Below are 26,663 nucleotides of genomic sequence, written 5' to 3'. Positions count from 1 at the left end.
CCCATGACCGCCGACCCCCTGTCCGCGACCACCCGCTCCGCGCCCGGCACCGCCGCACCGCTGCTGGCCGTCGAGGACCTGCACGTCGAGATCACCGGCCGCGGCCGCACCGTGCACGCCCTGGACGGCGTCAGCCTCGGCCTCGCCCCCGGAGAAGCCCTCGGCATCGTGGGCGAATCCGGCTGCGGCAAGACCATGACGGCGCTGTCCGTCCTCGGCCTGCTGCCGAAAGGCGGCCGGATCACCGCAGGGCGCGTCCTCTTCCAGGACGGCACCGGCAGCCCGACGGACCTCGCCGCCGCCCCCGAAGCGGTCCTGCGGCACGTACGCGGCAACACCATCGGCATGGTCTTCCAGGACCCGCTGACCTCCCTCAACCCGACCATGACCATCGGTGCCCAGGTCGCCGAACCGCTGCTGCTGCACCGGGAGACGACCCGGCGGGACGCCTGGGCGAAGGCCGAGGAGACGCTGCGGCTGGTCGGCATGCCGCAGCCCGCCGAGCGGATGAAGAACTACCCGCACCAGCTCAGCGGCGGTATGCGCCAGCGCGTCGCGATCGCCATGGCCCTGGTGTGCGAGCCCCGGCTGCTGATCGCCGACGAGCCGACCACCGCCCTCGACGTGACCACCCAGCACCAGATCCTGGAACTCGTCGACGACCTGCGCGCCCGCCTCGGCATGGCGATGATCCTGGTCACCCACGACCTCGGCGTCATCGCCAAGCGGGTGGACCGGGTCGCGGTGATGTACGGCGGCAAGGTCGCCGAAAGCGCCGGCGTACGCAGCCTGTTCGCCGCGCCGCGCCACCGGTACACCGAGGCCCTGTTCGCCGCCCTGCCCGAACGCGCCGCGGCCGAAGGCACCACCCTCGCCACCATCCCCGGCCTGCCGCCCGCCCTCCTCACCCGCCCCGCCGGCTGCCGCTTCGCGCCGCGCTGCGCTCACGCGACCGCCGAGTGCCGCACGGAGGAACCCGCCCTGGTGGGGGACTCGGACCAGCTGTACGCGTGCTTCCACCCGGCCGCCGCCGAGCCCGTGGCCGTAGCGGAGCCCGCAGCCGTCGTGAAATCCCCGCCCGACGAGCGCCCCACCGACCCCGACATCCTCCTCGACCTCGACAACGTAACCAAGCGATACACCCTGCACGCGGGGCCCTTCGCCCGCCGCAAGGGCGCGAGGGAAGTCGGCGCCGTCGCCGGGGTCAGCCTCACCGTCACCCGCGGCGAGACCTTCGGCATCGTGGGGGAGTCCGGCTGCGGCAAGTCCACCCTCGGGCGGCTGGTCGTCGGCCTGGAGCCGCCGACGGACGGCACGATCCGCTTCGCGGGCCGCGACATCGGCGCCCTGTCCCGCCGCGAACTGCGCGCTCACCGCCGCGACGTCCAGCTGATGTTCCAGGACTCCTACGCGTCCATGGACCCCCGGATGCGTGTCGGCACCATCCTGCGCGAGCCGCTGGCCATCCAGGGCATCGGCGACCGCGCCGCGCAGCAGCGGCGGGTCGCCGCCCTCCTCGACGACGTGGGCCTGCCGCGCGGCGCCGTGGACCGCTACCCGCACGAATTCTCCGGCGGCCAGCGCCAGCGCCTCGGCCTGGCCCGCGCGCTCGCCCTCTCCCCGTCCCTCGTCGTCGCCGACGAACCGGTCTCCGCGCTCGACGTGTCCGTACAGGCGCAGATCCTCAACCTCATGCGCGACCTCCGGCGCGACCGCGGGCTGACGTACCTGTTCATCTCCCACGACCTGGCGGTGGTCCGGCACCTCGCGGACACCGTCGGCGTCATGTACCTGGGAAAACTGGTGGAGACCGGCCCGGCCCGCGAGGTCTTCGAGCGGCCCCTGCACCCGTACACCCGCGGCCTGCTCGACACGGTCAACGCGCCCGATCCGACGGCCCCCGCCGCGGGCACCCCGCTGACCGGCGAGACGCCCTCGGCCGCCGCGCCGCCCTCCGGCTGCCGCTTCCGTACCCGCTGTCCGGCGGCCCGCGCCCGCTGCGCGGAGAGCGAGCCGGCACCCACCGGGCCGGCCGGGCCGGGGCACCGCGTCGCCTGCCACTTCCCCCTCGTGGCGAGCCCCGGCCCGGTCAGTAGCGGGTGATCGCCGTAGGTCCTGAGTCCGTGCCGATCGCGAGGTGCGGACGGGCCGCGGGCTTGATCCAGGACACGATGCGGGCCATCGCGCGGGCCGGTACGGACACACAGCCCGCCGTCGCCCCGCGGCCGTTGACGTGCAGGAAGATGCCCGCGCCGCGGCCGCGCACCGGACGGTGGTAGTTGAAGCCGACGACCAGCGCCCGGCTGTACTGCGTCGGATAGCCGGCCAGCCGCTCGGCCTCGTCCGCCGCGCAGTCCGACGGCCGGGGGTCCACCCACCGGTTGTACGAGGCCGAGGCGTTGTCCTGGCACCACCAGGAAGAGGCGCGCACGGGGCGGTACGGGACCGTCGTACCGGCCGGTGCCTTCGCGAGGCCGAAGGCGAACGGCAGGTCGTACAGGCCGGTGGGGGTGGTCGAGGTCCCCTGCTCGCGGGTACGGCCCTCGGCCAGCCCGTTCGCCCCGAACCGCGCGGGCGCCGTACCGACCCGGTGCCAGCGCTTGCCGTACCGCTGCCACCAGCTGACCGTGCCGGTCGTGGAGCGCAGGTCAGGGGCGCGGGCCGTGATCAGCTGACTGCCGCCGCCGGTGTCCGCCATACGGGCGGGCAGCGGACGCCAGGCCGGTGCGGAGGCGGGGGAGCGGGGTGCGGCCAGGGCGGAGGCGGGCACGGTCAGGGCGAGCGCGGTGGCGCAGACCGCGGACGCCAGGGTCCTCGCGGAGGTCATGCACGCAATGTAGGGCCACCGGGTGTGCGGGGCGCCGACCGAACCGGCCAGGCTCCCCGAAGGAACCACGGTGCGGGCGACCGGTGCGTAATCCACCGGGCGCGGGGGAGATAGACCGGCGAAACCCGGGTACCGGGGCCGGAGAACCACGTGTCGACCGACCCAGGAGGTCTGCTGTGGAGCGGCAACCGACACCGCACCGTACGCACGAACCCGGCCGGGAGCGGGAGCCCGTACCACCGACGCCCACACCGTCCCCCGGGCCCGGCGGACCCGAGCCGGGGCCCACGCCGGGCCCCGCGCCCGGACCGACGCCGGGACCGCCGGTGCCGGGCCCGCCCGACCCCGTACCGCCGCCGCCCGCGCCGCAGCCGCCGACGCCCAGCCCCGACCCCGTGCCGCGCCCGCCGGGCCCCGACCCGGTGCCGGAGCCGTCACCGGCGCCCGGACCGATTACGTAGTACCCGCCCACCACCCCACGGGAGGTGCATCCACATGGCCATCGCCACGGTCAACCCGGCCACCGGCGAGACGCTCCAGACCTTCGACGCGCTCGACGCGGACGGGATCGAGGAACGGCTCGCCCGCGCCGCGCAGACGTTCCGCAGCTACCGGACGACGTCGTTCGAGGAGCGCGGCGAACTGCTGCGCAACGCCGCCGGCCTGCTGGAGGCGGGCCAGGACGGCATCGCCCGCACCATGACCACCGAGATGGGCAAGCCGCTCGCGGCGGCCCGCGCGGAGGTCGCCAAGTGCGCGAAGGCGATGCGCTGGTACGCCGGGCACGCCGAGGAACTCCTCGCCGACGAGGTGCCCGACCCCGGCGACGTCAAGGACGCGGGCGCCACCCGCGCCTACGTCCGCTACCGGCCGCTGGGCACCGTCCTCGCCGTCATGCCGTGGAACTTCCCCCTCTGGCAGGTCGTCCGCTTCGCCGCGCCCGCGCTGATGGCCGGCAACACCTGTCTGCTCAAGCACGCCTCGAACGTGCCGCAGACCGCGCTGTACGTGGAGGACCTGCTGCGCAGGGCGGGCTTCCCCGAGGGCTGCTTCCAGACCCTGCTGGTCGGCTCCGGCGCGATCGAGGACATCCTGCGCGACCGCCGGGTCGCCGCCGCGACCCTCACCGGCAGCGAACCGGCCGGCCGCTCGGTGGCGTCGATCGCCGGCGACGAGATCAAGAAGACCGTGCTGGAGCTGGGCGGCAGCGACCCGTACATCGTGCTGCCGTCCGCCGACCTGGACGCGGCCGTACGGACCGCCGTCACCGCCCGCGTGCAGAACAACGGCCAGTCCTGCATCGCCGCCAAGCGCTTCATCGTCCACACCGACGTGTACGACGAGTTCGCGGTCCGCTTCACCGAGCGGATGGCCGGGCTGACCGTGGGCGACCCGATGGAGGAGACGACCGACGTCGGCCCGCTCTCCAGCGAACAGGGCCGCTTTGACCTGGAGGAACTGGTCGACGACGCGGTGCAGCGGGGCGCAGCCGCCCTGTGCGGCGGCAAACGCCCGGAGAAGCTGACCGCGGGCTGGTTCTACGAGCCGACCGTCCTGGCCGGAATCACCCCCGAGATGCGCATCCACCGGGAGGAGGCGTTCGGCCCGGTCGCCACGCTCTACCGCGTCAACGACCTGGACGAGGCGATCACCACCGCCAACGACACCTCGTTCGGCCTCAGCTCCAACGCCTGGACCCGCGACGAGGCCGAACAGCAACGCCTCATCCGCGACATCGAGGCAGGCGGCCTCTTCTTCAACGGCATGACCGCCTCCCATCCCGCCCTTCCCTTCGGCGGGGTCAAGCGATCCGGGTACGGCCGGGAACTCGCCGGGCACGGGATTCGGGAGTTCTGCAATGCGACGACGGTTTGGTATGGGGCGTAGCGCCTCCGAGGCAGGGGCCCGGGGCGCGGACCCGGGCCCTGCTGTGTGCGTCCCTAGCGCTTCGGCACATCCTTGATGAACACCAGACCATCACTCTCCGTCAGATGCTCCAGCCCCAGCGGCGCATACCCGAACCAGGGCGACTCGCGGGGAACGGGCGGTGTGTCGCCGAGGGCGGTGGACAGCCGGGCGAGGTTGACGAGGCAGCGGTCCTCCGGCAGCGCGTACAGCAGGCCCTCGACCGTGTCCGGCGGTGGGGCGCCCACTCCCCGGTGGTGGATGGTGCCGAGGGCCGTGGCCACGAAGGCGTAGTCCTCGCCCAGGCGGGCGTTCACGAGCGCGCCGGCGCTCCACCACTCCAGCAGCGGATGGTCCCACATGCGCATCGAGCTCTTGTGCCGCTGGAAATGGCTGTTGTGGGCGAAGGCCAGGACCGGGGCCCGCTCGGCGAGGGCGAGGAGGTTCTCGGCCATCATCGCATCCCGTATGCCCAGCAGCCGCGTCATGCGGTTCGGCGTGGTGTCGGCCATCCGGTAGTGGTAGCGCAGCAGGCCGGTGGCGGTGCGGCCGTACAGCCGCGCCCGGTCCCGGTCCTCGCGTGAGGTCGCCGCGATCAGGTGCGGCGTCTGCTCGTCCAGCACCGCCACCAGATCGTCGGCCAGCAGCCGCAGCTCCCTGGCCTCGGCCGACCGCCCCGCTGACCGGGCCGGGTCCATCATCGCGGCGGGTTCGGTCCACTGCTCGTCGGTGCCGAGCAGGCGGTCGAGGGTGTCCGCGGTGCAGGGCAGCAGGTCCTTGTCCCCGTGGGCGGCGAGGTAGCCGTGGAGGGCGAGGAGGGCCTGGCGGGGGCTCTCGGCGTGGGTGATCTCCAGCGGGCCGTCGAAACCGGCGAAGCGCAGCCGTTCGGACTGGGGGCGGCCGTCGTTGTAGTCGCGCATCCAGCGCACGAGTTCGCGGTTGGCGGTGGACGCGCCGAAGCCGTGGCTGAATCCGCGCTGCATGACCTCGTCGAGGGTGCCGGTGCCGTGGACTACGTAGTCGTCCACGATCAGGCCCAGCAAACAGTCGCTCTCGATGGTGATCGTGCGGTAGCCCTCCTGCTCGACGAGCTGCCGGAAGAGCGCGTTGCGCACTTCGAGCAGCGTGTCCTCGCCGTGGGTGGGCTCGCCCAGGGCGAGCACCCGCGGCCGGGACGGGAGCAGTCCCAGAACGGCGGCGGCGTCGAGCGGGTGAGTGGTGTCCTTGATGTCGGTGCCCGTGTCGGTTTCCATGCCCTCAACGCTATCGTTGAACCTTCGGTGGAAACTTTGCGGAGCTTCCCCCGCGATATCGTCGGCTCCATGGGACGCAACCTTCAAACGGACGATCGGCTCAGGCCGGTTGACCTGGCACGCGGGCATGGCCTGTCCACGCAGGCCGTCAGGAATTACGAGGAGGCCGGCATCCTCCCGGCCGCCGGACGCACGCCCAGCGGCTACCGCACCTACACCCCGCTGCACGCGCGGGCCCTGCGCGCGTTCCTCGCCCTGGTGCCCGGCCACGGCCACCCGACGGCGACAGCGATCATGCAGGCGGTGAACGCGGACGCGCCCGAAGAGGCGCTCCGCCTCATCGACGAGAGCCACGCCCAGCTCCTCGAAGACCGCCGCACCCTCCGGGCCGTGGAAAACGCCCTCCGCGATCTGGCACCCGCCACGGCACCCGAGCCGGCCACGGATTCAAGGACGGGCGGCACATTCGTCGGACAGCTGGCGGCCCAGCTCGGCATCCGCCCCGCCACGCTGCGCAAATGGGAGCGAGCGGGCCTGGTACGCCCGCGCCGCGACCCCCTCACCGGATACCGCGTCTACGACGAGGCCGACGTACGGGACGCCCGCCTCGCCCACCAGCTCAGACGAGGGGGCTACCTCCTGGAACAGATCGCCCCGCTGCTGGCCCAGGTACGGGCGGCCGGCGGCCTCGAACCCCTTGAAGCCACCCTGCACGACTGGCACGGCCGCCTGTCCGCCCGCGGCCGGGCGATGCTGACCGGGGCCGCCGAGCTGGACGCGTACCTGCGCGAGCGCGAATGAGCCGTCCGAGGGCCGCGCCCCTGCCCCTATTCCTCTCCCGGCAGCGCGAACTCGCACCACAACGCCTTGCCGCTGCCCCTCGGTTCCGCTCCCCAGGCATCCGAGAGGGCCTCGACCATCATCAGGCCGCGGCCCGAGGTGGCGGTTTCGCCGGGGGTGCGGCGGCGGGGCCAGCGGCTGGAGCGGTCCTCGACCTCCAGGCGGATACGGCGGCGGGCGCCGCCCGGCACACCAGGGCGGGCGGGCAGCAGCTCCACCGTGATCAGCGCCCCGCTGTCCGTGTGCGTCAGCGCGTTCGTGATGAGCTCGGTGGCGGCCACCTCGACGTCGTACGCCAGTGAGCCCGCCCGCCACTGGTCCATCGTGCGCCGCAGCATCGCCCGTACCTCCGAGGCGCCCGAAGGGTCCGCCTGGTGGACGTGCAGCCGAAAGCGCGGGGTGGTGGGGGTGGCACCGGCGGAGGGATGGCGGTGCAGGAGGACGAGGGCCATGTCGTCGGCGGACCCGGACCGTGCCCACAGCTGGTCCGAGAGCCGGTCGGCCAGGGCCTCCAGTTCGGCGGGCCCCTCCCGTACGGCGGCGGCCAGCGCGTCGATCCCGGCGGTGATGTCCTCACCGGGCGTCTCCACCAGGCCGTCCGTGCACAGCAGGAGCCGAGAGCCGGGCTCCAGGAACAGCTGCGTCTCGGGGAAGTGGTCCTGCCCGAACGCGGTCGCCAGCCCGAGCGGCAGCCCGCCGCGCACCGGGTGCCAGTTGGTGTGCCCGGCCGCGTCCCAGATCAGCGGGCCGAGATGGCCCGCCCGGGCCACGTGCAGTGCCCCCGACTCCAGGTCCGCCTGGACGTAGGTGCATGTCGCGAACCGTTCGGTCTCCAGCTCGGCGAGGAAGCGGGAGGCCCGTACGAGCACCGTCTCCGGCGCGTGCCCCTCGGTGGCGTAGGCGCGCAGGGCGATACGGAGCTGGCCCATGACCGCCGCCGCGTGCGTGTCGTGCCCCTGGACGTCACCGACCACCAGCCCGGTCCGCCCCTGGGGCAGCGGTATCACGTCGTACCAGTCGCCGCCGATGTCCCGGCCGGTGCTCGCCGCGTGGTAGCGGACGGCGACCTCGCCCCCGGCGATGTCCGGGACCAGCCGCGGCAGCATCGTGGCCTGCAAACCGGTCGCGAACTCGCGTTCCTGGTCGAAGAGCGTGGCCCGCTGGAGCGACTGGGCCACCACACCGGCCAGCGCCAGCGCCAGGTTCCGGTCCTCCGCCGTGTGCTGCTTCGGCTCGGCGTTGAACAGGCCGAGCGCCCCGACCACCCGGTCCTGCGCCACCAGCGGCAGGAAGACGGCGCTGCCGGTCGGTATGCGGTCCAGGTACGGGCGCAGCCGCGGATAGCGGGCGATCAGTTCGCCGCGCGACGACAGGAACGTGGCCCGGCGCGAGAGGGCGGCGTCCGACATCGGCAGCGTGTCGTCCAGCCGGGAGGCCATCATGTCCTCGGGGGTGGCGCCGGGCAGGCCGGTGATCGCGATCACCTCGAAGCGGTCGTTGTCGACCAGGCCGAGGATCAGCGCGTCCGCGCCGAAGCGCCGCGCCCCGCCGGTCCCGGTCAGCACCCGCGTCACGTCCGCGACCGACAGAGCCCGGGAGAGCGCTGCGGTGGTCTGCTGCACCATCACGGTCTGCCGCTGCCGGTTCTCCTGGAGGGACCGCAGCAGCACGGAGTCGGCCAGCTCCGCACCCGCCTCCCGTACGAGCCCGACGATCCGGTACAGCCGCCCGTCCTCGTCGCGCAGGAGGTGGCCCTGGGTGTGCGTCCACCGGGGCGTGCCGTCGCGGCAGTGCACGCGGAAGTACACGCCGTACGAGGGCGCCCCGTCCTGCACGGCCTGCGACACCGCCGCGTCGAGCCGGTAGCCCTCCTCGGGCGGGATACGGGCGGCCAGTGACGCGGGCCGCCCGTCGTACTCGTCCGGCCGCAGGTCGAAGACCTCCAGCCCGCACGCGTCCAGCTCCAGCGTCTCGCGGTCCAGGTCCCAGTCGAAGGTGCCGGTCTTGTTGAGGGCGAGGCGGTCGCCGAGGCCGATCGGGTCGAGAGGCGGGGGAAGACCGGCGCCGTCGGCATCCGGGCCGATATCAGTGGCCCGGAACAGCCCGCCGCCGCGGCGCGGGTCGTACCGGCTCAGGTCGTACCGCCCCGCAGAAGAAGGCGCGTCGTGGTCTCCCGTCATGCCCCGCCCCACCCCTGTGCCACCTCCGCCGACCGGAACCCGGCCACCGAAGGCGCGCCGGCCCCGGCCACCCACCGGGCAGCCAGGACCGGCGGCGCCGGGGCCACCACGCCCGCCGCTCCCGTCCGCGGCCCGCCGAAGCGGAACCATCGCAACCGGGAAGCGGCCATGGGCTCACATTAGGACGAGGGGCGGGGTTGTGCATTTTGAGGGGGGTGGTGGGGGTATGCGGAAGTGAACGGGGCGGCCGTCCGCACACCGCGCCCGCCCCGGTCTCCGGCTAGCGCGCCCCCGCAGGAGCCCCCACCGGCACCCCCGCCGTCACCGGCCGCGTGGTTCGCGTGCGGTGGGCGAGTTGTGCCTTCTTCGTTGCCACGTCGACCGTGTAGGCGTCGATCGTCATCGCGCCGGCCGACACCTTCAGCAGCATGAACCCGTGCCGGGTGAAGTCCTGCCAGGCGGCCGGGTGGGTGAAGTGGGCCTTGCCGTCGCCGGTCTTGGAGGCGGCGCCGCACACGAGCTGCCGGGTGCCGCGGGTGTGGTCGGTGGGCTCCAGGATCTGGAGGGTGTGGTCGTGGCCGGACATGATCACGTCGGCGCGGCCGCACACCACCTCCTCGTAGAGCTCCTTGAGGTGGATGCCGCTGGTGTAGTGCCCGATGACGAAGCCGTCGTAGGAACCGGCGCTGCCGTGCTTGCCGTTGTTCAGGTACGGGTGGTGGCCGAGGACGACCTTCCAGCGGGCGCGTGAGGCGCGCAGCGCGGTGTCCAGCCAGCGCCGCTGTTCGCGCATGTACGGGCCGTTCCACCGGTAGTGCGGGTCGAGCTGTACGACGGAGGAGGCGACCGGGTTGGTGTCGAGCGCGAAGAACTCGATGAGCGGGTCCTGCCGGCCGTTGCCCGCTGGGAGCGTGACGTTGTAGTAGCGGCTCGGCATGTACCAGCGGCGGGACGTGGCGGCGTAGGCGACTTCCCGGTCGCCGCGCGACGGGTCGCCGCCGCTGCCGGGCACCAGCCCGGAGCAGTCGTGGTTGCCCAGCACCATCAGCCACGGAACGTCGATGCCGGTGTTGGGCCGCTCGAACTTCTCGTCGAACTCCGAGTCGTGGTCGGACTCCGGGCCGTTCTCGTAGATGTTGTCGCCGAGGCCGACCGCCAGGCCGACGCCTTCGGCGCGGCAGATCTCCTTGGCCGCCGCGGCGACCGCGTACTGCTCCGCCTTGCCGGTGCCGGCGTCACCGGTGATCAGGACGGCGTACTCGCCGGACGGGCCGGGCGCGGACGGCAGCGGGAAGCGGTCCGGAGCGTCCGGCCGCGCTGCGGCGACCGCGCGCTGCTGCGCCCCGAAGGGCAGCGCGGCGAGCGCCGCTCCCGCCACCGCGCCGCCCAGCAGCGTCCGCCGGTGCACACCGGGTGCCGGGGCCGCGGCGTCCGGTGTGTCGTCCGGTACGGCAGCGTCGGCGAGGCCGGGCCCCGCCGTTTGCAGCCACTGGTCCTCGGTCAGGTCCGCCCGCGGCGGGATCAGCTCGCACATGGCTGGCTTTCTCTCATGGGCGGCGGGGCAACTGGTGACGGAGTGATGAACGCCGTGTGGACGTATGGAGGATGGAGGGAAGGGTAGGGCGGAGTGTGGTTCTGCGGTCGGACTTCGGGGTGGCGGTGCGGCGACCGGTCAGCGGTTCCGCCGCGCCAGTCGGCGCAGGGTCCGGCCGCAGTGGCGCGCGTACAGGCGCTGGAACATGGGGACCAGCGGTCCCGCCAGCCGCGTGTACCAGCGGCCCGGCATGCTGAAGGCCGTCATCGTGAACCACACCGCGCCGTCGGCCCGCATCTCCACCACAAACGATTCCTCACCGCGCTGCGGATGACCGGCCAGCGTGCCGTACGCGAAGCCGATGCGCTCGCTCTCGTACTCGCTCCACACCACCCGGCACGGCGCCCACAGCCGCAGCGGCCCGAGGCCCAGGGCGCATTCCACCCGGACGCCGGGCGCGGCCTCCGGGGCCGAGGCCCGCACCCGTACGCCCGCGGCGCGGTGCATCCGGAAGCCGGTGACCGCGTGCCCCGCCGCTTCGAGGACCGCGCGGCCGTGGCCGAGGTAGGTCGCCTCGTGCAGATGGCGGTATCCGCGGGGCAGCGGGTGGCGGCGGGTGGCGCCTTCCTCGGGGTAGTTGAAGGGGGCGGGGGCGGGAGTGCCGGTGGTCATGCCGGGGCCTGCTTCCTCTGGTGTGGTGGCGTTCCGGGAATGGTCATACGGGTACGGGGGCGGTCCGGTGGGACGTGGCGGGCTCGTTGCGGAGGCGGTGCCAGGCGAGCAGCGCGCACAGGGCGAAGCCCAGCGCGTTGCCGAGGCCGTGGGTGGCCGCCATCCATGCCAGTGTGGGGTGCGGGACGCCGGTTGCCTCGCCGAGCGCCCAGCTCAGGGCGAGCAGCATGGTCGCGACGAGTACGGCGGCCGAGCCGCCGAGCAGCGCCCGGGTGGTCCGGTCCGGCGCGGTCGTACGGACGTCCCGCCAGGTGACCAGGGCGACCAGCCACATGCCCGCGGTCAGGACCACCGCGCCGGCCAGTTCGGCCCAGTCGTCGATGAAGTAGCCCGCCAGGACGAGCAGGGTTCCCACCGGCACGCTGAGCGCGGCGAGCGGCCCGGCCCTGCCGGGGCGGGCGGCGCGGCAGACCAGCCCGGCCACCAGCGCGGCGGCGAACCCGGCGAAGTGGAAGTGCGGCACGGTCAGCGACAGGATCTCCAGGTCGAAGCCGAGCAGTTGGTGGCCGGAGCGCTCGGCGACCAGGGCGGTTCCGGCGACGGCGGGGGTGACGAGCGCTGTCAGTACGGCGATCTCGCCCGGGGCGAGGCTGCGGGTACGGGCCAGCCGGCGCGGCGCGTACAGGGCGAGGGTGAGGGTGGCGAGCGCGTAGGCGGCGGCGAGCACGGTGGCGGCGGCGCCGCGCGGCAGCCACAGGGAGGCGGCGCCCGCCGCCGCGGCCAGTGGCCAGCGGCGCCGCAGCCACCGCGTACCGGGTTCGCGGAGCAGCGCGAGCCCCGTCGGGACCACGACGAACATGCCCAGCATGACGATGAGGTCGACCAGTGCGGTCACGATGCCCCCAGGTGCGTTGCGGTGCGGCTCGGACCGGGTCCTTGAACGCGTTCAACCCGGCACGTAGGACAGTACGTGACGGGTTGAACGCGTTCAACAGAGGGGGTGCCGGCGGGTGCTCAGCGCACCCTGCCGTCCCACTGCCACGCCGTACGCCGCGGCAGGCCGGGGAGCGCGGTCCGGCCCGTGCACCAGAGCAGCACGTCGAACGGGCCGTGCCCGAACGGCGCTTGCGGCGCCTCGGGGAAGAGCCGGGTCAGTACGGCGGCGCACAGGGCGTCGTCCGGTGTCCAGGACGAGTTCGGGTCCAGCGCGCGGGTGACGTCGTAGGTGTGGAGGAGCAGTTCCGTGATGCCCATGGCCGCGAAACCGGCGGCGTCGGAGTGTCCCCACAGATGCCAGGCCCGCACATCGGACGGTGTGTCGCGGACCGTGGACCCGAGGAGAGAGGCCGCGATGCGCAGCCCCTCCAGGCAGGCGGGGAGGGGCGCCTGCGGGTCGAGGGAGGCGAAGAGGGTGATGTAGCGGTCGGTGGGGCGGGCGATCAGCAGGCCCGCGTATCCGGTCAGCCCGAGGGCGAGGTGGTCGAGGGTTTCCCGGCAGGTCCAATCCAGGCCGTGGGCGGGACGCGACCAGTCCTGGCCTGCCCGTTCGAGGAGGGCGTCAAGGCAGGTGTCGGTGGCGGTGGCCAGCAGGCCGGGCCAGGTGGCGGGCGGTGTGGCGACGGTGACCGGCGCCGGATCGGTCGTGGTCGTCATCGGGCGCCCGACGCCTTCCTGAGGGTTTCGATGACGCTCGCGTAGCTGCTGGAGCCGTGGCCGGCGGCGCGGGTCCGCTCCATGGCGGCCTTGAGCAGTTCGGGCAGCGCGTTGTCGACGCCGCGCGCCGCCGCGGCGTGGATCAGGTGGTCGATCGCGGCGATCTGGACGTCCACGGTGGCGTCGTCGCCCGGGTAGTGGCGGGCGTCCACCTGGGGCGCGTACGTGGTGAGGAAGCCGGTCACCGCGCTCAGCCAGCGGATGGCGACCGGGGTGAAGGCGGTGGCGGGGGTGCCCTCCGCGCCGACCAGCGCGGTGCCGTGCAGCCACCCGGTCATGGTGGCCCACATCAGGCCGAGCAGGGCCGCGTCGTACAGGGATGCCAGTCCCGGGTCGGTACCCAGGTACAGCGGGTCGCCCAGGGAGGCGAGGACCGGGCGGTGGGTGTCGAGGACCGTGCGCTCACCGCTGTAGAGGAACATCATCTCCGGGCTGCCGACGCCCGGGGGAGTGGTCATGATCGCCCCGTCGAGGTAGTGCGCGCCGTGCGACCGCGCCCACGCGGCGGCCTCCGCGGCCTGCTCCGGGGAGCCGGAGGTGAGGTTGACCAGCGTCTTGCCCGCGAGCGAGTCCGCCACCGGGTCGAGGACGGCGTGCAGGGCCGCGTAGTCCAGTACGCAGGCGATGACGAGGGGGCTCGCCGCGACCGCCTCCTCGGGCGTCGCCGCCACCGTGGCCCCGCGCTCCGCCGGCGGTCCGGCCCTGTGCGGTGAACGGTTCCACACCGTCGTCGCGTGGCCGCCCTTCAGCAGCGCGCCGGCCAGCGCCGTTCCCATCGAGCCCAGCCCCAGCACCGTCACGGCCGCGGGTTCGCTTCGCATGTGCTTCTCCTTGTACGTCCGCCGGTGTCCGCGGACCCGGCGGTTGATCACGTACGGACCACGCTCGCAGCGCGGGGCGCCCGCGACCAGTGACAGTGGTGACGGCCGGCACCAAATTCCTGCCACACCGCTGAGGTGCCTATCCTTCCGGGATGAGCGCTGGTTCCGTCGCGGTCGTCGTGACCGAGGAGATCGGGGTCCCGTCGTGGGACCTGTACGAACTGAGCATCCCCTGCACCGTCTTCGGCAAGCCGCAGCCCGATCTGGCCGACCCCTGGTACGACCTGCGGCTGTGCGGAACCGGGGAGCGGGGCGGCGCGGACGGGCCCGCGGGCGCGGCCGGGCTGGCGCTGCGCACGCCGTACGGACTCGACGATCTGGCGGGCGCGGACACGGTCATCGTCCCGTCGGTGCCCGATCCCTGCGTGGAGGAGGGCGCCCCGCTGCCGCCGGGGCTGACCGAGGCACTGCGCCGTGCCCACGACGCCGGTGCCCGCATGGTGTCCCTGTGCACCGGCGCCTTCGCGCTCGCCGAGGCCGGGCTCCTCGACGGGCGCCGCGCCACCGCCCACTGGATGCACACCGCCCAGCTCGCCGAGCGCTACCCGAAGGTGCGGGTCGACGACTCGGTGCTGTACGTGGACGACGGCGACGTGCTCACCAGCGCCGGGCTCACCGCGGGGCTCGACCTCTGCCTCCACCTGGTGCGGCGCGACCTGGGCGCGCACGTCGCCAACCAGCTGGCCCGCCGTATGGTCGTACCCGCCCACCGGCCCGGCGGCCAGGCCCAGTTCATCGACCTGTCCGTGCCCGCCGCCGACGACCAGGGCCTGGCCCCGGTCCTGGCCTGGGCCCGCGCGCACCTGGACCGGCCGCTGACCGTCGAGGACCTGGCGGAGCGGGCCGTGCTCAGCCCTCGGACGTTCTACCGGCGGCTCCAGGCCGCCACCGGCACGACCCCGCTGCAATGGCTTCTCGACCAGCGCCTGGCGCGCGCCCAGAGCCTGCTGGAGTCGACGGACCTGCCGGTCGAAAAAATCGGCGAACTCAGCGGCCTGGGCACGGCGAACAACCTGCGCCACCACTTCCTCAAGCGCGTCGGGGTCTCGCCGTCCGACTACCGGCGGGCATTTCCCCGTACGGCACCGGACGTACCGCTCGCGGGGTGAGGCGCGGGCAAGGGACCGGTGCCCCTCACGTCTCCATCGCCCCGTGCCGCCCCGCCCCCGAAGCGAAGCGCGCCGCGCCGGTCATCGCCTCTGCCAGGACGCCCTGCCCGTAACGGAGTTCCTGCGCCATGGCGGCCTCCTCGGACAGGCCCTCCTGCGCCAGGACGGAGGCGCGGTCGCTGCGCAGGCACGCCTGGGGGAAGCGGGCGACGGCGGCTGCCAGTTCCTCGGCCTCGGCTCGGGCGCGTCCCGGTGGTACCACCCGGTTGGCCAGGCCCATGTCCAGCGCCTCGGCCGCGCCCACCGGCCGCCCGGTCAGCACCATGTCCAGGGCACGGCCGGTGCCGACGATCCGGGGCAGGCGCACCGTACCGCCGTCGATCAGCGGTACGCCCCAGCGGCGGCAGAACACCCCGAAGACCGCGTCCTCCTCCACCACCCGCAGATCGCACCACAGGGCCAGCTCCAGGCCGCCCGCCACCGCGTGCCCCGCGACCGCCGCGACCACCGGTTTGTCCAGGCGCATCCGGGTGGGGCCCATCGGCCCGTCGCCGTCCGCGGCGACCCGGTTGCCGCGTTCGGTGCCGATCGCCTTGAGGTCGGCGCCCGCGCAGAACGTGCCGCCCTCGCCCCACAGGACGGCGGCGTGCGCCGTGTCGTCCGCCGCGAAGGCGCGGAAGGCGTCGGCCAGCGCGGCGGCCGTGGCGCCGTCCACCGCGTTGCGCGCCTGCGGCCGGGACAGGATGACAGTGGTCACCGGGCCGGAGCGCTCGACGCGTACGGGCCGCGTCGCCGGGGTGCCGCCGCTCATCCGGCCTCCTCCGCAGACGTCCGCCCCAGGATGGCCGTCAGGTCGGCCGCGGCGGGCAGGGTCCCGAAGGCGTGCCCCCACTCGCCGTCGAGTCGGGAGGCGCAGAACGCATCCGCGACCGCCGGGTCACTGTGCTGTACGAGCAGGGCGCCCTGGAGAGCGAGCGCCATCCGCTCCGCCAGCGAGCGGGCCGCGCGCTGCGCCTGGTCGGGGTCGCCGAGCGTGCCGAGCATCTTGCGTACCCCCGCGACGGCCGCGTCCAGCCGCCGGTCGGCGCCCGCCGCCGCGTCCACCTCCGCGAAGTACGCGTCCAGCGAGGCCGGTTCCTTGGCGAGCGCGCGCAGCACGTCCAGTGCGGCGACGTTGCCCGAGCCCTCCCAGATCGACAGCAGGGGGGCCTCGCGGTAGATGCGCGGCATGCCCGACTCCTCCACGTAGCCGTTGCCGCCCAGGCACTCCAGCGCCTCTGCCGCGTGCACGCTGCCGCGCTTGCACACCCAGTACTTGCCGACGGCCAGCGCGAGCCGGCGCAGCGCGGCCTCGCCCGCGTCCCCGGCCTGCGCCCCGTCCACGGCGGTCGCCAGCCGCATCGCCAGCGTCGTCGCCGCCTCCGACTCGATCGCCAGGTCCGCCAGCACCGCCCGCATCAGCGGCTGTTCGGCCAGCGCGCGGCCGAACGCGTGCCGGTGCGCGGTGTGGTGCAACGCCTGCCGCAGCCCGGCCCGCATTCCGGCTGCCGAGCCGATCACACAGTCCAGCCGCGTCATGTTCACCATCTCGACGATGGTGCGCACGCCGCGCCCCGGCTCACCGACCGGCCAGGCCACCGCGTCCTCGTACTCGATCTCGGAGGAGGCGTTGGAACGGTTGCCGAGCTTGTCCTTCAGACGCATCAGCCGCATACCGTTGCGGGTGCCGTCGGGCAGGACGCGTGGCAGCAGGAAGCAGCTCAGCCCCTCCGCCGTCTGCGCGAGCACCAGGAACACATCGCTCATCGGCGCGGACGTGAACCACTTGTGGCCGGTGATGCGGTACGTGCCGTCGCCCGCCGGCACCGCCCGCGTCGTATTGGCCCGGACGTCCGAGCCGCCCTGCTTCTCCGTCATCGACATGCCCGCGATCAGGCCCGACTTGGCCAGCGGGGGCCGCAGCCCGTAGTCGTACGTACGGGACGCCAGCAGCGGTTCGTACTGCGCCGCCAGGTCCGGCTGGGCGCGCAGGGCCGGTACGGCGGCGTACGTCATGGAGACGGGGCAGCCGTGCCCCGGCTCGGCCTGCGACCAGACGTAGAACTTGGCCGCGCGCACGAGATGGGCGCCGGGGCGGTCGTCCGCCCAAGGCGCGGCGTGCAGCCCGCGCTCCACCGCCACGGTCATCAGCTGGTGCCAGGCGGGGTGGAACTCCACCTCGTCGATCCGGTGCCCGAAGCGGTCGTGGGTGCGCAGCCGGGGCGGCTGCTCCTCCACCATCCGCGACTGCTCCTGCACCGCCTGCGTCCCGGCGAGCGCGCCCAGCTCCCGGACCTCCGGCTCGCCCCACCCGGCACCCGCGCGGCGCAGCGCCGCCAGGAGGGCCGGGTCGTCCGCCGCACTGAATCCGGTCAGGGGCGGGGCCTGGTTCACGACTTCATGGGTGAGGGTCATACCGGCGACGTTACAGAAGCGGAACAGGCGTGGGAAGACTGTAATGGAACGGGCTGTCATAGAGTCGGGGTCCGTGGCGGCCCGACCGGGCGCCGGACTTCGAGGGGGACACAACGTGCGGGGACGGGACCGGGCCATAGCGGCGCGCGGTGGGGACGGCGAGGCGGGTGCCGCGAGCGGACGGCGGGTGCCGCTGCTCCTGGCGGTGGCGGGCGCCGCGTATCTGCTCGACCTGGGCAGCAAGGTGGCCGTGGTCGCGGAGCTGGAGAACGGCGCCCCCGTCAAGGTGCTCGGCGACTGGCTGGAGCTGCTGGTGGAGCGCAATCCCGGCGCGGCGTTCGGCATCGGCGAGGCGGCCACCCTCCTGTTCACGGTCATCGCCGCGGCCGTCGTGGTGGTGATCGTCCGTATGGCGCGCAAGCTCTACAGCGTCCCCTGGGCGATCGCACTCGGCCTGCTGCTGGGCGGCGGACTCGGCAACCTGACCGACCGTCTCTTCCGCACCCCGGGCGACTTCCGGGGCGCGGTGGTCGACTTCCTCCACGTACGCGGCTTCAGCATCATGAACCTCGCCGACTGCGCGATCGTCTGCGGCGGCATCCTGATCGTGCTGTTCTCCTTCCTGGGGTGGGAAGTGGACAACCGGGAGAAGGCGGCGAAGGGAGAGCGCGCCGGGGCCCCGGACGGGGCGGTACGCGGCGACGCGGCCCGGTGAGGCAGGCGGCCCGTACCGGCCCGCGGGGCACCTCCTAGGATTTCGCCCGATGGACCACGACACCCCCGTACGCGACGCCGCGGCGCGGCTCGGCCTGCGGCCGCTCACCGCCCGCTCCATCGTGCTCAGCACTCTCCTCGGCCACCATCCGCCCCGCCTTCCGGCGCGTGCCCTGGTGCGGGTCGGTGAGCTGTTCGGCGTTGCCGAGGGGACGGTTCGCGTGGCGCTGTCCCGGATGGTGGCCGCGGGCGATCTTCAGCTGGGGGAGGGGACGTACGGACTCACCGCGCGGCTGCTGGAGCGTCAGGCGCGGCAGGACGAGAGCCGTGCGCCGCGCACCCGGCGCTGGGACGGTGCCTGGGAGATCGCCGTGGTCACGGCCGAAGCGCGCCCGGCGGCGGAGCGGACCGCGCTGCGCCAGGCCATGGCCGAACTGCGGCTCGCCGAACTGCGCGAAGGGACCTGGCTGCGCCCGGCCAACCTGGAGCGCACCCGTCCGGCCGTGGCCGCCCGGCAGTGCACCTGGCTCACCGGCGCCCCGGACGGCGACCCGGCGGAGCTGGTACGCGACCTGTGGGACCTGGACGGCTGGGCGGCGCGGGCGCGCGCCCTGCTGGCGGCGCTGTCCGACGCCACGTCACCGGCCGGACGCTTCACCGTCTCCGCCGCCGTACTGCGCCACCTCCTGACCGACCCGCTGCTGCCGGACACCCTGCTGCCCGCCGGCTGGCCGGGCGCCGAGCTGCGCAGCCGTTACGACGCCTTCGAGGCGGAGCTGCGCGATCTGCTGCGGCAGTACGTCACGCCCGGCAGCGCGGCCTGAGCCCGTACGCAGGTGCTCAGCGGCCCTCGAACAGGAAGTCCAGGAACAGGGTCGCCGACAGGAGCGCGGCGCTGCCCCCGGCCGTGAGCCCGTTGCGGGTCATCCGCGCGTCCAGCCGGACGAAAGCCTTGCGTCCGCGCGGGGTGCCGAAACCGCCCGACGACAGGACGTCGCGCGCGTCCATCTGCACCGACAGCAGGCCCTGCGAACCGCCCCGTTGCAGCAGGGTCGTGTCGTCGAGGGTGGACAGCAGCGCCAGCAGCGCGTCCATACGGGCCGTCACTTCGGAGGCGCCCGCCGCGCGCGACTGGCGCAGCGCGGGCAGCGCCACGCCCAGGACGTTCGGGAAGCCGGAGCGGGCCTGGCCGACGGCGCCGGGAACGCCGTAGTACTGCCGGGCACGGCCGCCCGGGGACCGGCTGGCGGCGGGGGCGCCACCGTCCGGCAGGCGCGCCAGGGTGGCCGCCGCCTCACAGGTTTCCACGTCGGAGCGGCAGTTCGTGGCGGCGGCGCCCGCCACCAGCAGGCCCACGGACCACAGCGCGCCGCGCTTGCCGGGCGCGCCCGGGCCCGCCTGGAGCGCGCGCTGCTCGCCCGCCCGGCCCAGCCGTCCGAGCTGTTCGCGCAGCCGCCGGTCCAGCGGCCGGCCCATGGCGGCCTCGGCCATGGAGGCGAAGGGGGCGTGCAGCAGCTCGGCGGCGTGCAGCGCGAGCGGGTCCGGCTTGGGGGCGAGCACCGTCTGCGCGGTGCAGGCGGCGACGGCGAGGTCGGCGAGGCGCAGCGGAAGGGGGCGGTCCGGGGAGGGGTGCGGGACCGTGTGCAGGACGGGGCGCTCATGCGCCGGCGGCACGGCGTCGCGCGCGGCCTCCGGCCGCAGCCTCCTCATGATCGACCGGCTGCGGACCGCCGAGCGGGCTGAAGAAGTAGGAGTACCCATCGGGTCGCGCTCCCTCCGTGTTACGCCATGCCCTCCCAAATCCCTCCCAAAAGAGTACGGCTTCGTCCACACGTCCGATGCTCCGCCCCCTGGTCTGTCCGGTCCGCGCCCCCGCGCCACGGACCCGGCCCACCCCGGGGCCCCTTCGGCGCCCCGCGCCCGTACTTGGCGCATCCTCCAACCCGGCTCGCATCTGCCAGGTGCATTCCCACGGAGTAATTGCAGATGAGACAGCATCTGCCATACGGTGCCGCACATGCAGTCCTACACGATCGGCCAGGCCGCACGCCTGCTCGGCGTCAGCCCCGACACGGCCCGCCGCTGGGCCGACGCCGGCCGGGTCCCCACCCACCGGGACGAAACCGGCCGCCGGCTGATCGACGGCCGCGACCTGGCCGCGTTCTCCACCGAACTCGCCAAGAACGGCGCCTCGGAGGACGACACCTCCCACACCTCGGTCCGCAACGCCTTCCCCGGCATCGTCACGGCGATCAAGCTGGGCGACGTCGCGGCGCAGGTGGAGATCCAGGCCGGCCCGCACCGGCTGGTCTCCCTCCTGACACGGGAAGCGGTGGAGGAACTCGGACTGGAGGTCGGCATGCGGGCCACCGCACGCGTGAAATCGACCAACGTCCACATCGACCGCGCCTGACGCCCGCCGCTGCCCCGCGTCACCGCCCCGCGTCCCCAAGGAGTCGATTCCGATGTCCCGCACCTCCGGCGTCACCCGGCGCCGTGCCCTCGCCGCCGCCCTGACCGTCGCCGTACTCGCCCCGCTCACCGCCGCCTGCGGGGGCGGCGACGACTCGTCCGCCGCGGACGGCGGCAAGACCACGATCAAGGTGCTCGCCGCCGCGTCCCTGACCGACGTGTTCGCCAAGGCCGCCGACGCGTACCACAAGGAACACCCCGGCACCACGGTGAAGTTCTCCTTCGCCGGCTCGCAGCAGCTCGCCGCCCAGGTCAACCAGGACTTCCCGGCCGACGCCCTGGTCACGGCGGACACCCGGACCATGGACGGCCTGAAGGGCAAGACCGCCGAGCCGCAGATCATCGCCAAGAACCGGCTGGTGATCGCCACCGCCGAGGGCAACCCCAAGCACGTCAAGGGCCTGGCCGACCTGGCCACCGCCAAGAAGCTCAAGGTCGTGCTCGCCGCGCCTGCCGTGCCCGTCGGCCGCTACAGCAAGAAGGTCCTGGACCGGCAGCACATCACGGTCCAGCCGGTCTCCCAGGAACAGGACGTACGCGGCGTCCTGAGCAAGGTCGAGCTGGGCGAGGCGGACGCCGGCATCGTCTACGCCACCGACGCGATGACCGCGCCGGACAAGGTGGACGCCGTACAGATCCCGGACGAGCAGAACGCGATCGCCGAGTACCCGGCCGCCACGCTCAAGGTCTCCCGGCACACCAAGGAGGCGGACGCCTTCGTGAAGTGGCTCGGCGGCGCCGAGGCGCAGAAGATCCTGCGCGACGCGGGCTTCCAGCAGCCGTAACGCGGCACGGACCGGCCACGCCATGATCCCCTCGAAGCCATGAAGCGCGATGTCATGAAGCGCGACGCCGTGAAGCGCGACCGGATGCCCGGCGCCGGACGCGACCGGACGCCCGCCGACGGCCGGGGCCGCACCCCCGGCACGGAGCCCGGCCGGGGACCCGGCGCCGGGCGTGCCCTCCTCCCCGGGCGCGTCCGCAAGCCCGTCCCCGGCCGGCGCGCCCCGCTGGCCCTGGCCGTGCCCGCTGTCCTGGCGGTGGCGTTCCTGCTGGTGCCCATGGCCGGCATCCTGGCCCGTACCTCCTGGGGCGAACTCGGCACCCACCTGACCTCCGACGGGGTCGTCGAAGCCCTGCGGATCTCGCTGGTCGTCTCCTGCTGGGCGCTGGGCCTGTCCCTGCTGCTCGGCGTGCCGCTCGCCTGGCTGCTGGCGCGCGTCGACTTCCCCGGCAAGGCGCTGGTGCGCTCCCTGGTGCTGCTGCCGATGGTGCTGCCGCCGACCGTCGGCGGTGTGGCGCTGCTCCTCGGGTTCGGGCGGCGGGGCCTGCTCGGCGGATGGCTGGAGAGCTGGTTCGGCGTACAGCTGCCGTTCCACACGGCGGGCGCGGTGGTCGCCGCCACCTTCGTCTCGATGCCGTTCCTGGTCATCAGCCTCGAAGGCGCGCTGGCCGGGCTGCACGCGCGGTACGAGGAGACGGCCGCCTCGCTCGGCGCCGGGCCGCTGCGCGTCTTCACCACCGTCACGCTGCCCATGGTCGCTCCCGGGCTCGCCGCCGGCGCCGCCCTGACCTGGGCGCGGGCGCTCGGCGAGTTCGGCGCGACGATCACCTTCGCGGGCAATCTGCCGGGCGTCACCCAGACCCTGCCCCTCCAGGTCTACCTGCTCCTCCAGGACAGCCCCGAGGCCGCCACCTCCGTCTCCCTGCTGCTGCTCGTCGTCGCGATGGCCGTCCTGGTCGCACTGCGCGGCCGGTGGGCGGGCGGGGGCGGCCCGGTGCGGGGGCGCACGAGCGGCGCGGTGACGCGCACGGACGCGGAGGGCGGCGGGGCGCCGGATGCCGACGGCACATGGCCGGACCACGTGACCGGCGCATCCGCGGCACCCGGCCCGTCCGCCCCCGCGGACCCGTCCGCCGCCACCACCGCGCACAACGGGGCCGCCGACGCGGACCCCACCGCCACCGACGGCCCCGGCGGCGGCGCCAGCACCGGGCGATGGCCGCTGCACGCGGACGTCACGGGCTTCAACCGGCTCACCCTCGAAGCCGCCCCAGGCACCACCATCGCCGTCGTCGGCCCCAACGGCGCGGGCAAAACCACGCTGTTGCGCGCCCTGCTCGGCCTCACGCCCCGGGCGCACGCCACGCTGACGCTCGGCGAGCGCGAGGTGACCACGCTGCCGCCGCACCGCCGCGACGTCGCCTGGGTCCCGCAGGACGGGGCGCTCTTCCCGCACCTGACGGCCCTCGGCAACACCGCGTACGGGCTGCGCGCCCACGGCACCGCCCGTGCCGAGGCCCGCCGCGAGGCCCAGCGGTGGCTGGACCGGCTCGGCGTCGGCCACCTCGCGCACCGCCGCCCCGCCCAGCTCTCCGGCGGCCAGGCCGGACGCGTCGCGCTGGCCCGCGCACTGGCCGCCCGTCCGCGTCTGCTGCTCCTCGACGAGCCGCTGGCCGCCCTCGACCAGAGCACCCGCGCGCACGTCCGGCACACCCTGCGCCGGCATCTGGCCGGCTTCGGCGGCGTCTGCCTGATGGTCACCCACGACCCGGTCGAGGCGGTCTCGCTGGCCGATCGCGTGCTGGTCCTGGAGGACGGCCGCGCCCTCCAGGACGCGGCCCCCGCCGAGGTCGCCCGGCACCCGCGCTCGCCGTGGGTGGCGCGGATGCTCGGCCGTAACGCCTGGTCCGGCACGGCCACCGCCGACGGTCTGCGGCTCGACGGGACCGGGCGGCTGGTGGCCGCCGATCCGCTGCCCGAGGGCACCGCCGCACTGGCGATCATCGGCCCGGAAGCGGTCTCCGTGCACCGCGAGCGCCCCTCCGGCAGCCCCCGCAACGTCTGGCCGGGACGGGTACGGGAGATCACCGCGCTCGGCAGCCGGCTGCGCGTCCTGGTCGCCTCGCCGCAGGTGCCCGACCTGGTCGGCGAGATCACCCCGCAGGCCGCGGCGGAACTGGGGCTGGCCGAGGACACCGAGGTCTGGGTGAGTGTGAAGGCGACCGAGGTCACGCTCGTACCGGTGTGACCCGGGCGGCACACCGCCGGTGCACCGAAACCCTCCCTGGGGACGGCGGTGGTGCACCGCCCCCGGGGCCCGTGCGCGGTGCGTGCGGACCCCCGCCGCGCGTGCCCCGGGCCCCCCGGTGCGCTCCGCGGCCACCCCCGGCTCGGACAAGCGCTCGATACGCCAGGGCAGGCCATGCGCGCCGCCGGTGAGGGTGCGCCCCTACCCGGCACGAGGGGGCGCCATGCGGCGCCGTCTGCCTCCACTCCGGCGGTGCGGGGGCAGGCCGCCCGGCGCGGGCGCTACCGCGCGCTCTGACAATGCGGACCGTGCCCGTGGTTGTCTCGTACTCGTCGAATTCATGACGGCCCGGAAAACGCATCGCACGGACCGGTGAAAACACGGGAGAAACTCCGCGGAAAAGCCGGGAAAGGCGTGCGCCGACGGAATGTCATGCATCCCCATGGCCGCCGGGAAACCGCGCGGTGAAGGACGGGAGCACATCGATGGAATATCCTCAGGGATCGGAAACGAGCGGACGCGGTGAAGTCCGGGGGCGCGGGGCCCGAGGGGCGACGGCGGCAGTGGTCCTGCTGGCCGCCGGCGCGTTGAACGTGGCGGCCGAAGGGCCGGCCGAAGCCCGCGGCGGTACCACGTGGGACCGCCTGGCCGGGTGCGAGAGCGGGGGCAACTGGCGGATCGACACCGGGAACGGCTTCTCGGGCGGGCTGCAGTTCGCCCACTCCACCTGGCGTTCCTTCGGGGGCGGCAGGTACGCCTCCCGGGCGTCGCGGGCCTCGAAGGCCCAGCAGATCAGGGTGGCGGAACGGGTGCTGGCGCGGCAGGGCTGGGGGGCCTGGCCGGCCTGCTCGTCCCGCCTGGGACTGCGCGGGTCCGGCACGCGGCACAGCGCTCCGCACGCGAGCGTCCCGCGGTCCGCGCCGCGCGCCGGTGCCCCGGCCCGCGAGCGGCTGCGGCAGCGGCACTACCGCCACGGCAGCGGGTACGGGCAGCACAAGCAGTACAAGGCCCGGCCGCACCGGAAATCCGGTGGCCAGGTCGTGGTGAACCGGGGGGACACGCTCAGCGGAATCGCGTACGCCCACGGCTGGGGCTGGCGGGAATTCTACCGGCTGAACCGCCAGGTGATCGGAGCGAATCCCAACCTGATCTACCCCGGAATGCGGCTGCACGTCCACCGGTAGAACGCCGGCTGAACGCGGTGGTTCCGCGGCACGCATTTCCTTCCCACCCTTCCGGGAATTCTCCGTGACACATTCCCGGAGCGGCGGTCCGGCTGGGGGCGGGCGGACCGCCGCGGGAAGCGGTGGGCACCGGCAGGCCGTCCGTGGCGCCGCGGACGGCCTGCGCGTCACGGGAGTACGGACCGGCTGCCGCACGGCGGCCGGTCCTCCCATGTATGTGACGCCGCAGCGTGGCCGTCGCGTTCGGCGCCGTCGGCTTCTCGCAGGCACAGGCACAGCCCCGGGCGCAGGGACTCGACGTGTGGGTGAACCCGGGGCACTCCTCGTCCGGCAAGAGTTACGTCTACGCCGGGCGGGCCGCGTTCCGCAGCGACGGGGACACCTTCGCGGTCCACGACGACGAGAAGGACGGCTACGGCGTACAGCTCTTCGTGCACGCGACGAAGAAGAACGGCGCAGGACGGGGGTGCGGGGGAGCCGGGTGCTCCCCCGCACCGCCGGTATTCCTCCCACCCCCTTGTTCCGCCCTTTCCGGGGAACCGTGCGGCTCCGGCGGTGACGGGGCATCCGCCCGGGGCATGGGCCCGGCAGTGAAGGTGCCGCGGGGCCCGGAGGTGGATGTGGAACGGACGGGGCGACAGCGACTGCCGTCGTTGACGGGGCTGCGGTTCTTCCTCGCCCTTCCGGTGCTGGTCTCGCACCTGCTCGTGGACGTGGCGCCGTTCGCCGACGCCGATGTGCACACGGCGCTGTATCCGTCGCAGACCCTCGCGGCCTGCGCGGTCAGCGGCTTCTTCGTGCTCTCCGGGTTCGTCCTCGCCTGGACCCACCGGCCGGGCGAACCGGTCCGCGCCTTCTGGCGCCGCCGCCTGTGGCGGATCGTCCCCGCCCATGTGCTCGGCTGGGCGGGCGGAGTGGCGTTCTTCGCCCTGACCTCGGTCTCCGCCCTGCCCGACGGCGTGCCCACGGACTGCGGGCCGCGCTTCGGCATGATCAGCCTGCTCCTGCTCCAGGGCTGGACTCCCGGGACGGCGCTGGACGCGTGCTTCAACTCGCCGTCGTGGTCCATCTCCTGCGAGATGTTCTTCTACGCGCTGTTCCCGCTGTTGGTCGCCGCCGCCCGCAAGATCCCCGCGGCGCGCCTCGGGCTGTGCTGGGCGGCCCTGGCCGCCGCCGTACTGACGCTGCCGCTCACGGCCCTGACGGTGGCCGCACCGGCACTCGGCCGGGGCGTCGACCTGGGCCGGGACAGCATGTGGCTCTGCTATTTCTTTCCGCCGATGCGGCTGGCGGAATTCATGCTCGGCATCATCACTGCCCGCCTGGTCGCCGCCGGCCGCTGGCCCCGGGTCCCGCGCGCTCTTCTCCTCGTCCTGCCGGCTTCGGCCGTCGGCCTGGCCCCGCTCTGCCCGCCGCCGCTCCGTTACGGAGCCCTCGGGGCGATTCCCCTGGCGCTGGTGATCGCCCACCTGGCGCTCGCCGACGGCTGCGAGACCCCGCGCCCCCTGGCCCGCCCGGCCTTCGTCGCCCTGGGCGAAGCCTCGTATGCCCTGTACATCATTCACTGGCCGCTGCTGCTGGCCTTCCGCTATCTGCTGGGCTACGAGCGCGCCTTCACGATCCCCACGAGCCTGGCGCTGGCCGCCGCCTGCGCCGTCCTGTCCCAGCTCACCGCCTTGATCGTGTACCGCTTCGTCGAGCGTCCGCTGAACCGGCGCTTCGCCCGCCGCCCCGCGCGCACGGCACCCGGCCCGGCCGGGGCCGTCGGCGGCCCGGCCCCGGAGCACGCGGGCCCCGCCGCCTGAGCCGGTCGGCCGGAAGGCCGGGTTCCCCGTACGTCCCGATGATGATCCGGTCCCTCTCGCGTAGGACCCGAGGCATACGGCATGACCA

22 protein-coding genes are annotated in these 26,663 nt (G+C 74.1%); 11 read left to right on the top strand and 11 right to left on the bottom strand.

Features of this window, described 5'->3' with window-relative positions; all coding sequences use genetic code 11:
• Positions 1 to 3: 3 nt before the first annotated feature.
• Positions 4 to 2,103, top strand: coding sequence for an ABC transporter ATP-binding protein (locus ADK86_RS25950; protein WP_053698758.1), 2,100 nt, complete (start codon positions 4 to 6; stop codon positions 2,101 to 2,103).
• Here the strand turns inward: ADK86_RS25950 and ADK86_RS25945 are convergent.
• Positions 2,090 to 2,827 carry a L,D-transpeptidase family protein gene (locus ADK86_RS25945; protein WP_107088554.1) on the bottom strand — a complete coding sequence of 246 codons (738 nt, stop codon included), beginning with the start codon at positions 2,825 to 2,827 and terminating at the stop codon, positions 2,090 to 2,092. The two genes, ADK86_RS25950 and ADK86_RS25945, sit on opposite strands and share 14 nt — an antisense overlap.
• A 495-nt stretch (positions 2,828 to 3,322) precedes the next feature.
• On the opposite strand from ADK86_RS25945, the gene ADK86_RS25940 reads away from it, so the two are divergent.
• On the top strand, positions 3,323 to 4,714 hold the full coding sequence (locus tag ADK86_RS25940; RefSeq protein ID WP_053698757.1) for an NADP-dependent succinic semialdehyde dehydrogenase: 1,392 nt from the start codon (positions 3,323 to 3,325) through the stop codon (positions 4,712 to 4,714).
• Positions 4,715 to 4,767: 53 nt separating this feature from the next.
• Here the strand turns inward: ADK86_RS25940 and ADK86_RS25935 are convergent, their stop codons facing one another.
• Complete coding sequence (locus ADK86_RS25935; protein ID WP_053698756.1) at positions 4,768 to 5,985, bottom strand: erythromycin esterase family protein; 1,218 nt, start codon at positions 5,983 to 5,985, stop codon at positions 4,768 to 4,770.
• A 69-nt stretch (positions 5,986 to 6,054) separates the two neighbouring features.
• Between ADK86_RS25935 and ADK86_RS25930 the strand changes: the two genes are divergently transcribed.
• On the top strand, positions 6,055 to 6,786 hold the full coding sequence (locus ADK86_RS25930; RefSeq protein WP_053698755.1) for a TioE family transcriptional regulator: 732 nt from the start codon (positions 6,055 to 6,057) through the stop codon (positions 6,784 to 6,786).
• 26 nt (positions 6,787 to 6,812) lie between these two features.
• On the opposite strand, the gene ADK86_RS25925 is transcribed toward ADK86_RS25930, so the two are convergent.
• The 6 genes from ADK86_RS25925 to ADK86_RS25900 all read right to left on the bottom strand — a co-directional run bounded on the left by ADK86_RS25925 (position 6,813) and on the right by ADK86_RS25900 (position 13,745).
• Positions 6,813 to 9,005, bottom strand: coding sequence for a SpoIIE family protein phosphatase (locus tag ADK86_RS25925; RefSeq protein ID WP_078952269.1), 2,193 nt, complete (start codon positions 9,003 to 9,005; stop codon positions 6,813 to 6,815).
• A gap of 280 nt (positions 9,006 to 9,285) precedes the next feature.
• Positions 9,286 to 10,539, bottom strand: a complete 1,254-nt coding sequence (locus ADK86_RS25920) for a metallophosphoesterase (protein WP_053698754.1) — start codon at positions 10,537 to 10,539, stop codon at positions 9,286 to 9,288.
• Positions 10,540 to 10,677: 138 nt separating this feature from the next.
• Positions 10,678 to 11,211, bottom strand: a complete 534-nt coding sequence (locus ADK86_RS25915; RefSeq protein ID WP_053698753.1) for a DUF1990 family protein — start codon at positions 11,209 to 11,211, stop codon at positions 10,678 to 10,680.
• A 43-nt stretch (positions 11,212 to 11,254) separates the two neighbouring features.
• On the bottom strand, positions 11,255 to 12,106 hold the full coding sequence (locus ADK86_RS25910; protein WP_053698752.1) for a YndJ family protein: 852 nt from the start codon (positions 12,104 to 12,106) through the stop codon (positions 11,255 to 11,257).
• Positions 12,107 to 12,225: 119 nt separating this feature from the next.
• Complete coding sequence (locus ADK86_RS25905) at positions 12,226 to 12,864, bottom strand: maleylpyruvate isomerase N-terminal domain-containing protein (protein ID WP_053698751.1); 639 nt, start codon at positions 12,862 to 12,864, stop codon at positions 12,226 to 12,228.
• The gene (locus tag ADK86_RS25900) at positions 12,861 to 13,745 is read right to left on the bottom strand and encodes an NAD(P)-dependent oxidoreductase (protein ID WP_053698750.1); all 885 of its coding nucleotides are present in this window, start codon (positions 13,743 to 13,745) and stop codon (positions 12,861 to 12,863) included. Before ADK86_RS25900 ends, ADK86_RS25905 begins: the two co-directional genes overlap by 4 nt.
• Before the next feature lie 152 nt (positions 13,746 to 13,897).
• Between ADK86_RS25900 and ADK86_RS25895 the strand changes: the two genes are divergently transcribed.
• On the top strand, positions 13,898 to 14,914 hold the full coding sequence (locus ADK86_RS25895) for a GlxA family transcriptional regulator (protein WP_053698749.1): 1,017 nt from the start codon (positions 13,898 to 13,900) through the stop codon (positions 14,912 to 14,914).
• 25 nt (positions 14,915 to 14,939) lie between these two features.
• Here ADK86_RS25895 and ADK86_RS25890 read toward each other — a convergent pair whose 3' ends face one another.
• Together ADK86_RS25890 and ADK86_RS25885 are read right to left on the bottom strand one after the other, a co-directional pair.
• Positions 14,940 to 15,725, bottom strand: a complete 786-nt coding sequence (locus ADK86_RS25890; RefSeq protein WP_053698748.1) for a crotonase/enoyl-CoA hydratase family protein — start codon at positions 15,723 to 15,725, stop codon at positions 14,940 to 14,942.
• A complete protein-coding gene (locus ADK86_RS25885; protein ID WP_053698747.1) occupies positions 15,722 to 17,368 on the bottom strand; it encodes an acyl-CoA dehydrogenase family protein in 1,647 nt (548 codons plus the stop codon). The genes ADK86_RS25890 and ADK86_RS25885 overlap by 4 nt, the downstream gene beginning before the upstream one ends.
• A gap of 136 nt (positions 17,369 to 17,504) precedes the next feature.
• On the opposite strand from ADK86_RS25885, the gene lspA reads away from it, so the two are divergent.
• A complete protein-coding gene (gene lspA / locus ADK86_RS25880; protein WP_053698783.1) occupies positions 17,505 to 18,083 on the top strand; it encodes a signal peptidase II in 579 nt (192 codons plus the stop codon).
• 49 nt (positions 18,084 to 18,132) lie between these two features.
• Positions 18,133 to 18,906 (top strand): PaaX family transcriptional regulator C-terminal domain-containing protein, encoded by a 774-nt coding sequence (locus ADK86_RS25875; RefSeq protein WP_053698746.1) that lies wholly within the window; start codon positions 18,133 to 18,135, stop codon positions 18,904 to 18,906.
• Positions 18,907 to 18,922: 16 nt separating this feature from the next.
• On the opposite strand, the gene ADK86_RS25870 is transcribed toward ADK86_RS25875, so the two are convergent.
• Entirely contained in the window at positions 18,923 to 19,792 is an 870-nt protein-coding gene (locus tag ADK86_RS25870) for a triphosphoribosyl-dephospho-CoA synthase (protein WP_159393957.1), read from the bottom strand.
• Between the two features lie 307 nt (positions 19,793 to 20,099).
• Between ADK86_RS25870 and ADK86_RS25865 the strand changes: the two genes are divergently transcribed.
• The 5 genes from ADK86_RS25865 to ADK86_RS25845 all read left to right on the top strand — a co-directional run bounded on the left by ADK86_RS25865 (position 20,100) and on the right by ADK86_RS25845 (position 26,575).
• Positions 20,100 to 20,495 (top strand): TOBE domain-containing protein, encoded by a 396-nt coding sequence (locus ADK86_RS25865; RefSeq protein ID WP_053698782.1) that lies wholly within the window; start codon positions 20,100 to 20,102, stop codon positions 20,493 to 20,495.
• Positions 20,496 to 20,547: 52 nt separating this feature from the next.
• A complete protein-coding gene (gene modA, locus ADK86_RS25860; RefSeq protein WP_053698744.1) occupies positions 20,548 to 21,339 on the top strand; it encodes a molybdate ABC transporter substrate-binding protein in 792 nt (263 codons plus the stop codon).
• A gap of 39 nt (positions 21,340 to 21,378) precedes the next feature.
• Positions 21,379 to 23,586, top strand: coding sequence for an ABC transporter permease (locus tag ADK86_RS25855; RefSeq protein WP_234346033.1), 2,208 nt, complete (start codon positions 21,379 to 21,381; stop codon positions 23,584 to 23,586).
• A gap of 563 nt (positions 23,587 to 24,149) precedes the next feature.
• Positions 24,150 to 24,770: a transglycosylase family protein gene (locus tag ADK86_RS25850; RefSeq protein WP_234346032.1), complete on the top strand. Its 621-nt coding sequence runs from the start codon at positions 24,150 to 24,152 to the stop codon at positions 24,768 to 24,770.
• A 230-nt stretch (positions 24,771 to 25,000) separates the two neighbouring features.
• Complete coding sequence (locus ADK86_RS25845; RefSeq protein WP_053698742.1) at positions 25,001 to 26,575, top strand: acyltransferase family protein; 1,575 nt, start codon at positions 25,001 to 25,003, stop codon at positions 26,573 to 26,575.
• The last annotated feature ends 88 nt before the right edge of the window (positions 26,576 to 26,663 follow it).

The sequence above is a fragment of the Streptomyces sp. NRRL F-5755 genome, from assembly GCF_001279365.1.
GTDB classification, from domain to species: Bacteria; Actinomycetota; Actinomycetes; order Streptomycetales; family Streptomycetaceae; genus Streptomyces; species Streptomyces rimosus.
Note: the sequence above shows the minus strand (reverse complement) of the source record. Positions and strands in the feature narration are given on the sequence as shown.

Coding starts and splice junctions, on each gene's coding strand:
- ADK86_RS25950 (WP_053698758.1), top strand. CDS start 4: ATGACCGCCGACCCCCTGTCCGCGACCACCCGCTCCGCGCCCGGCACC.
- ADK86_RS25945 (WP_107088554.1), bottom strand. CDS start 2,827: ATGACCTCCGCGAGGACCCTGGCGTCCGCGGTCTGCGCCACCGCGCTC.
- ADK86_RS25940 (WP_053698757.1), top strand. CDS start 3,323: ATGGCCATCGCCACGGTCAACCCGGCCACCGGCGAGACGCTCCAGACC.
- ADK86_RS25935 (WP_053698756.1), bottom strand. CDS start 5,985: ATGGAAACCGACACGGGCACCGACATCAAGGACACCACTCACCCGCTC.
- ADK86_RS25930 (WP_053698755.1), top strand. CDS start 6,055: ATGGGACGCAACCTTCAAACGGACGATCGGCTCAGGCCGGTTGACCTG.
- ADK86_RS25925 (WP_078952269.1), bottom strand. CDS start 9,005: ATGACGGGAGACCACGACGCGCCTTCTTCTGCGGGGCGGTACGACCTG.
- ADK86_RS25920 (WP_053698754.1), bottom strand. CDS start 10,539: ATGTGCGAGCTGATCCCGCCGCGGGCGGACCTGACCGAGGACCAGTGG.
- ADK86_RS25915 (WP_053698753.1), bottom strand. CDS start 11,211: ATGACCACCGGCACTCCCGCCCCCGCCCCCTTCAACTACCCCGAGGAA.
- ADK86_RS25905 (WP_053698751.1), bottom strand. CDS start 12,864: ATGACGACCACGACCGATCCGGCGCCGGTCACCGTCGCCACACCGCCC.
- ADK86_RS25900 (WP_053698750.1), bottom strand. CDS start 13,745: ATGCGAAGCGAACCCGCGGCCGTGACGGTGCTGGGGCTGGGCTCGATG.
- ADK86_RS25895 (WP_053698749.1), top strand. CDS start 13,898: ATGAGCGCTGGTTCCGTCGCGGTCGTCGTGACCGAGGAGATCGGGGTC.
- ADK86_RS25890 (WP_053698748.1), bottom strand. CDS start 15,725: ATGAGCGGCGGCACCCCGGCGACGCGGCCCGTACGCGTCGAGCGCTCC.
- ADK86_RS25885 (WP_053698747.1), bottom strand. CDS start 17,368: ATGACCCTCACCCATGAAGTCGTGAACCAGGCCCCGCCCCTGACCGGA.
- ADK86_RS25875 (WP_053698746.1), top strand. CDS start 18,133: ATGGACCACGACACCCCCGTACGCGACGCCGCGGCGCGGCTCGGCCTG.
- ADK86_RS25870 (WP_159393957.1), bottom strand. CDS start 19,792: ATGAGGAGGCTGCGGCCGGAGGCCGCGCGCGACGCCGTGCCGCCGGCG.
- ADK86_RS25865 (WP_053698782.1), top strand. CDS start 20,100: ATGCAGTCCTACACGATCGGCCAGGCCGCACGCCTGCTCGGCGTCAGC.
- modA (WP_053698744.1), top strand. CDS start 20,548: ATGTCCCGCACCTCCGGCGTCACCCGGCGCCGTGCCCTCGCCGCCGCC.
- ADK86_RS25855 (WP_234346033.1), top strand. CDS start 21,379: ATGAAGCGCGATGTCATGAAGCGCGACGCCGTGAAGCGCGACCGGATG.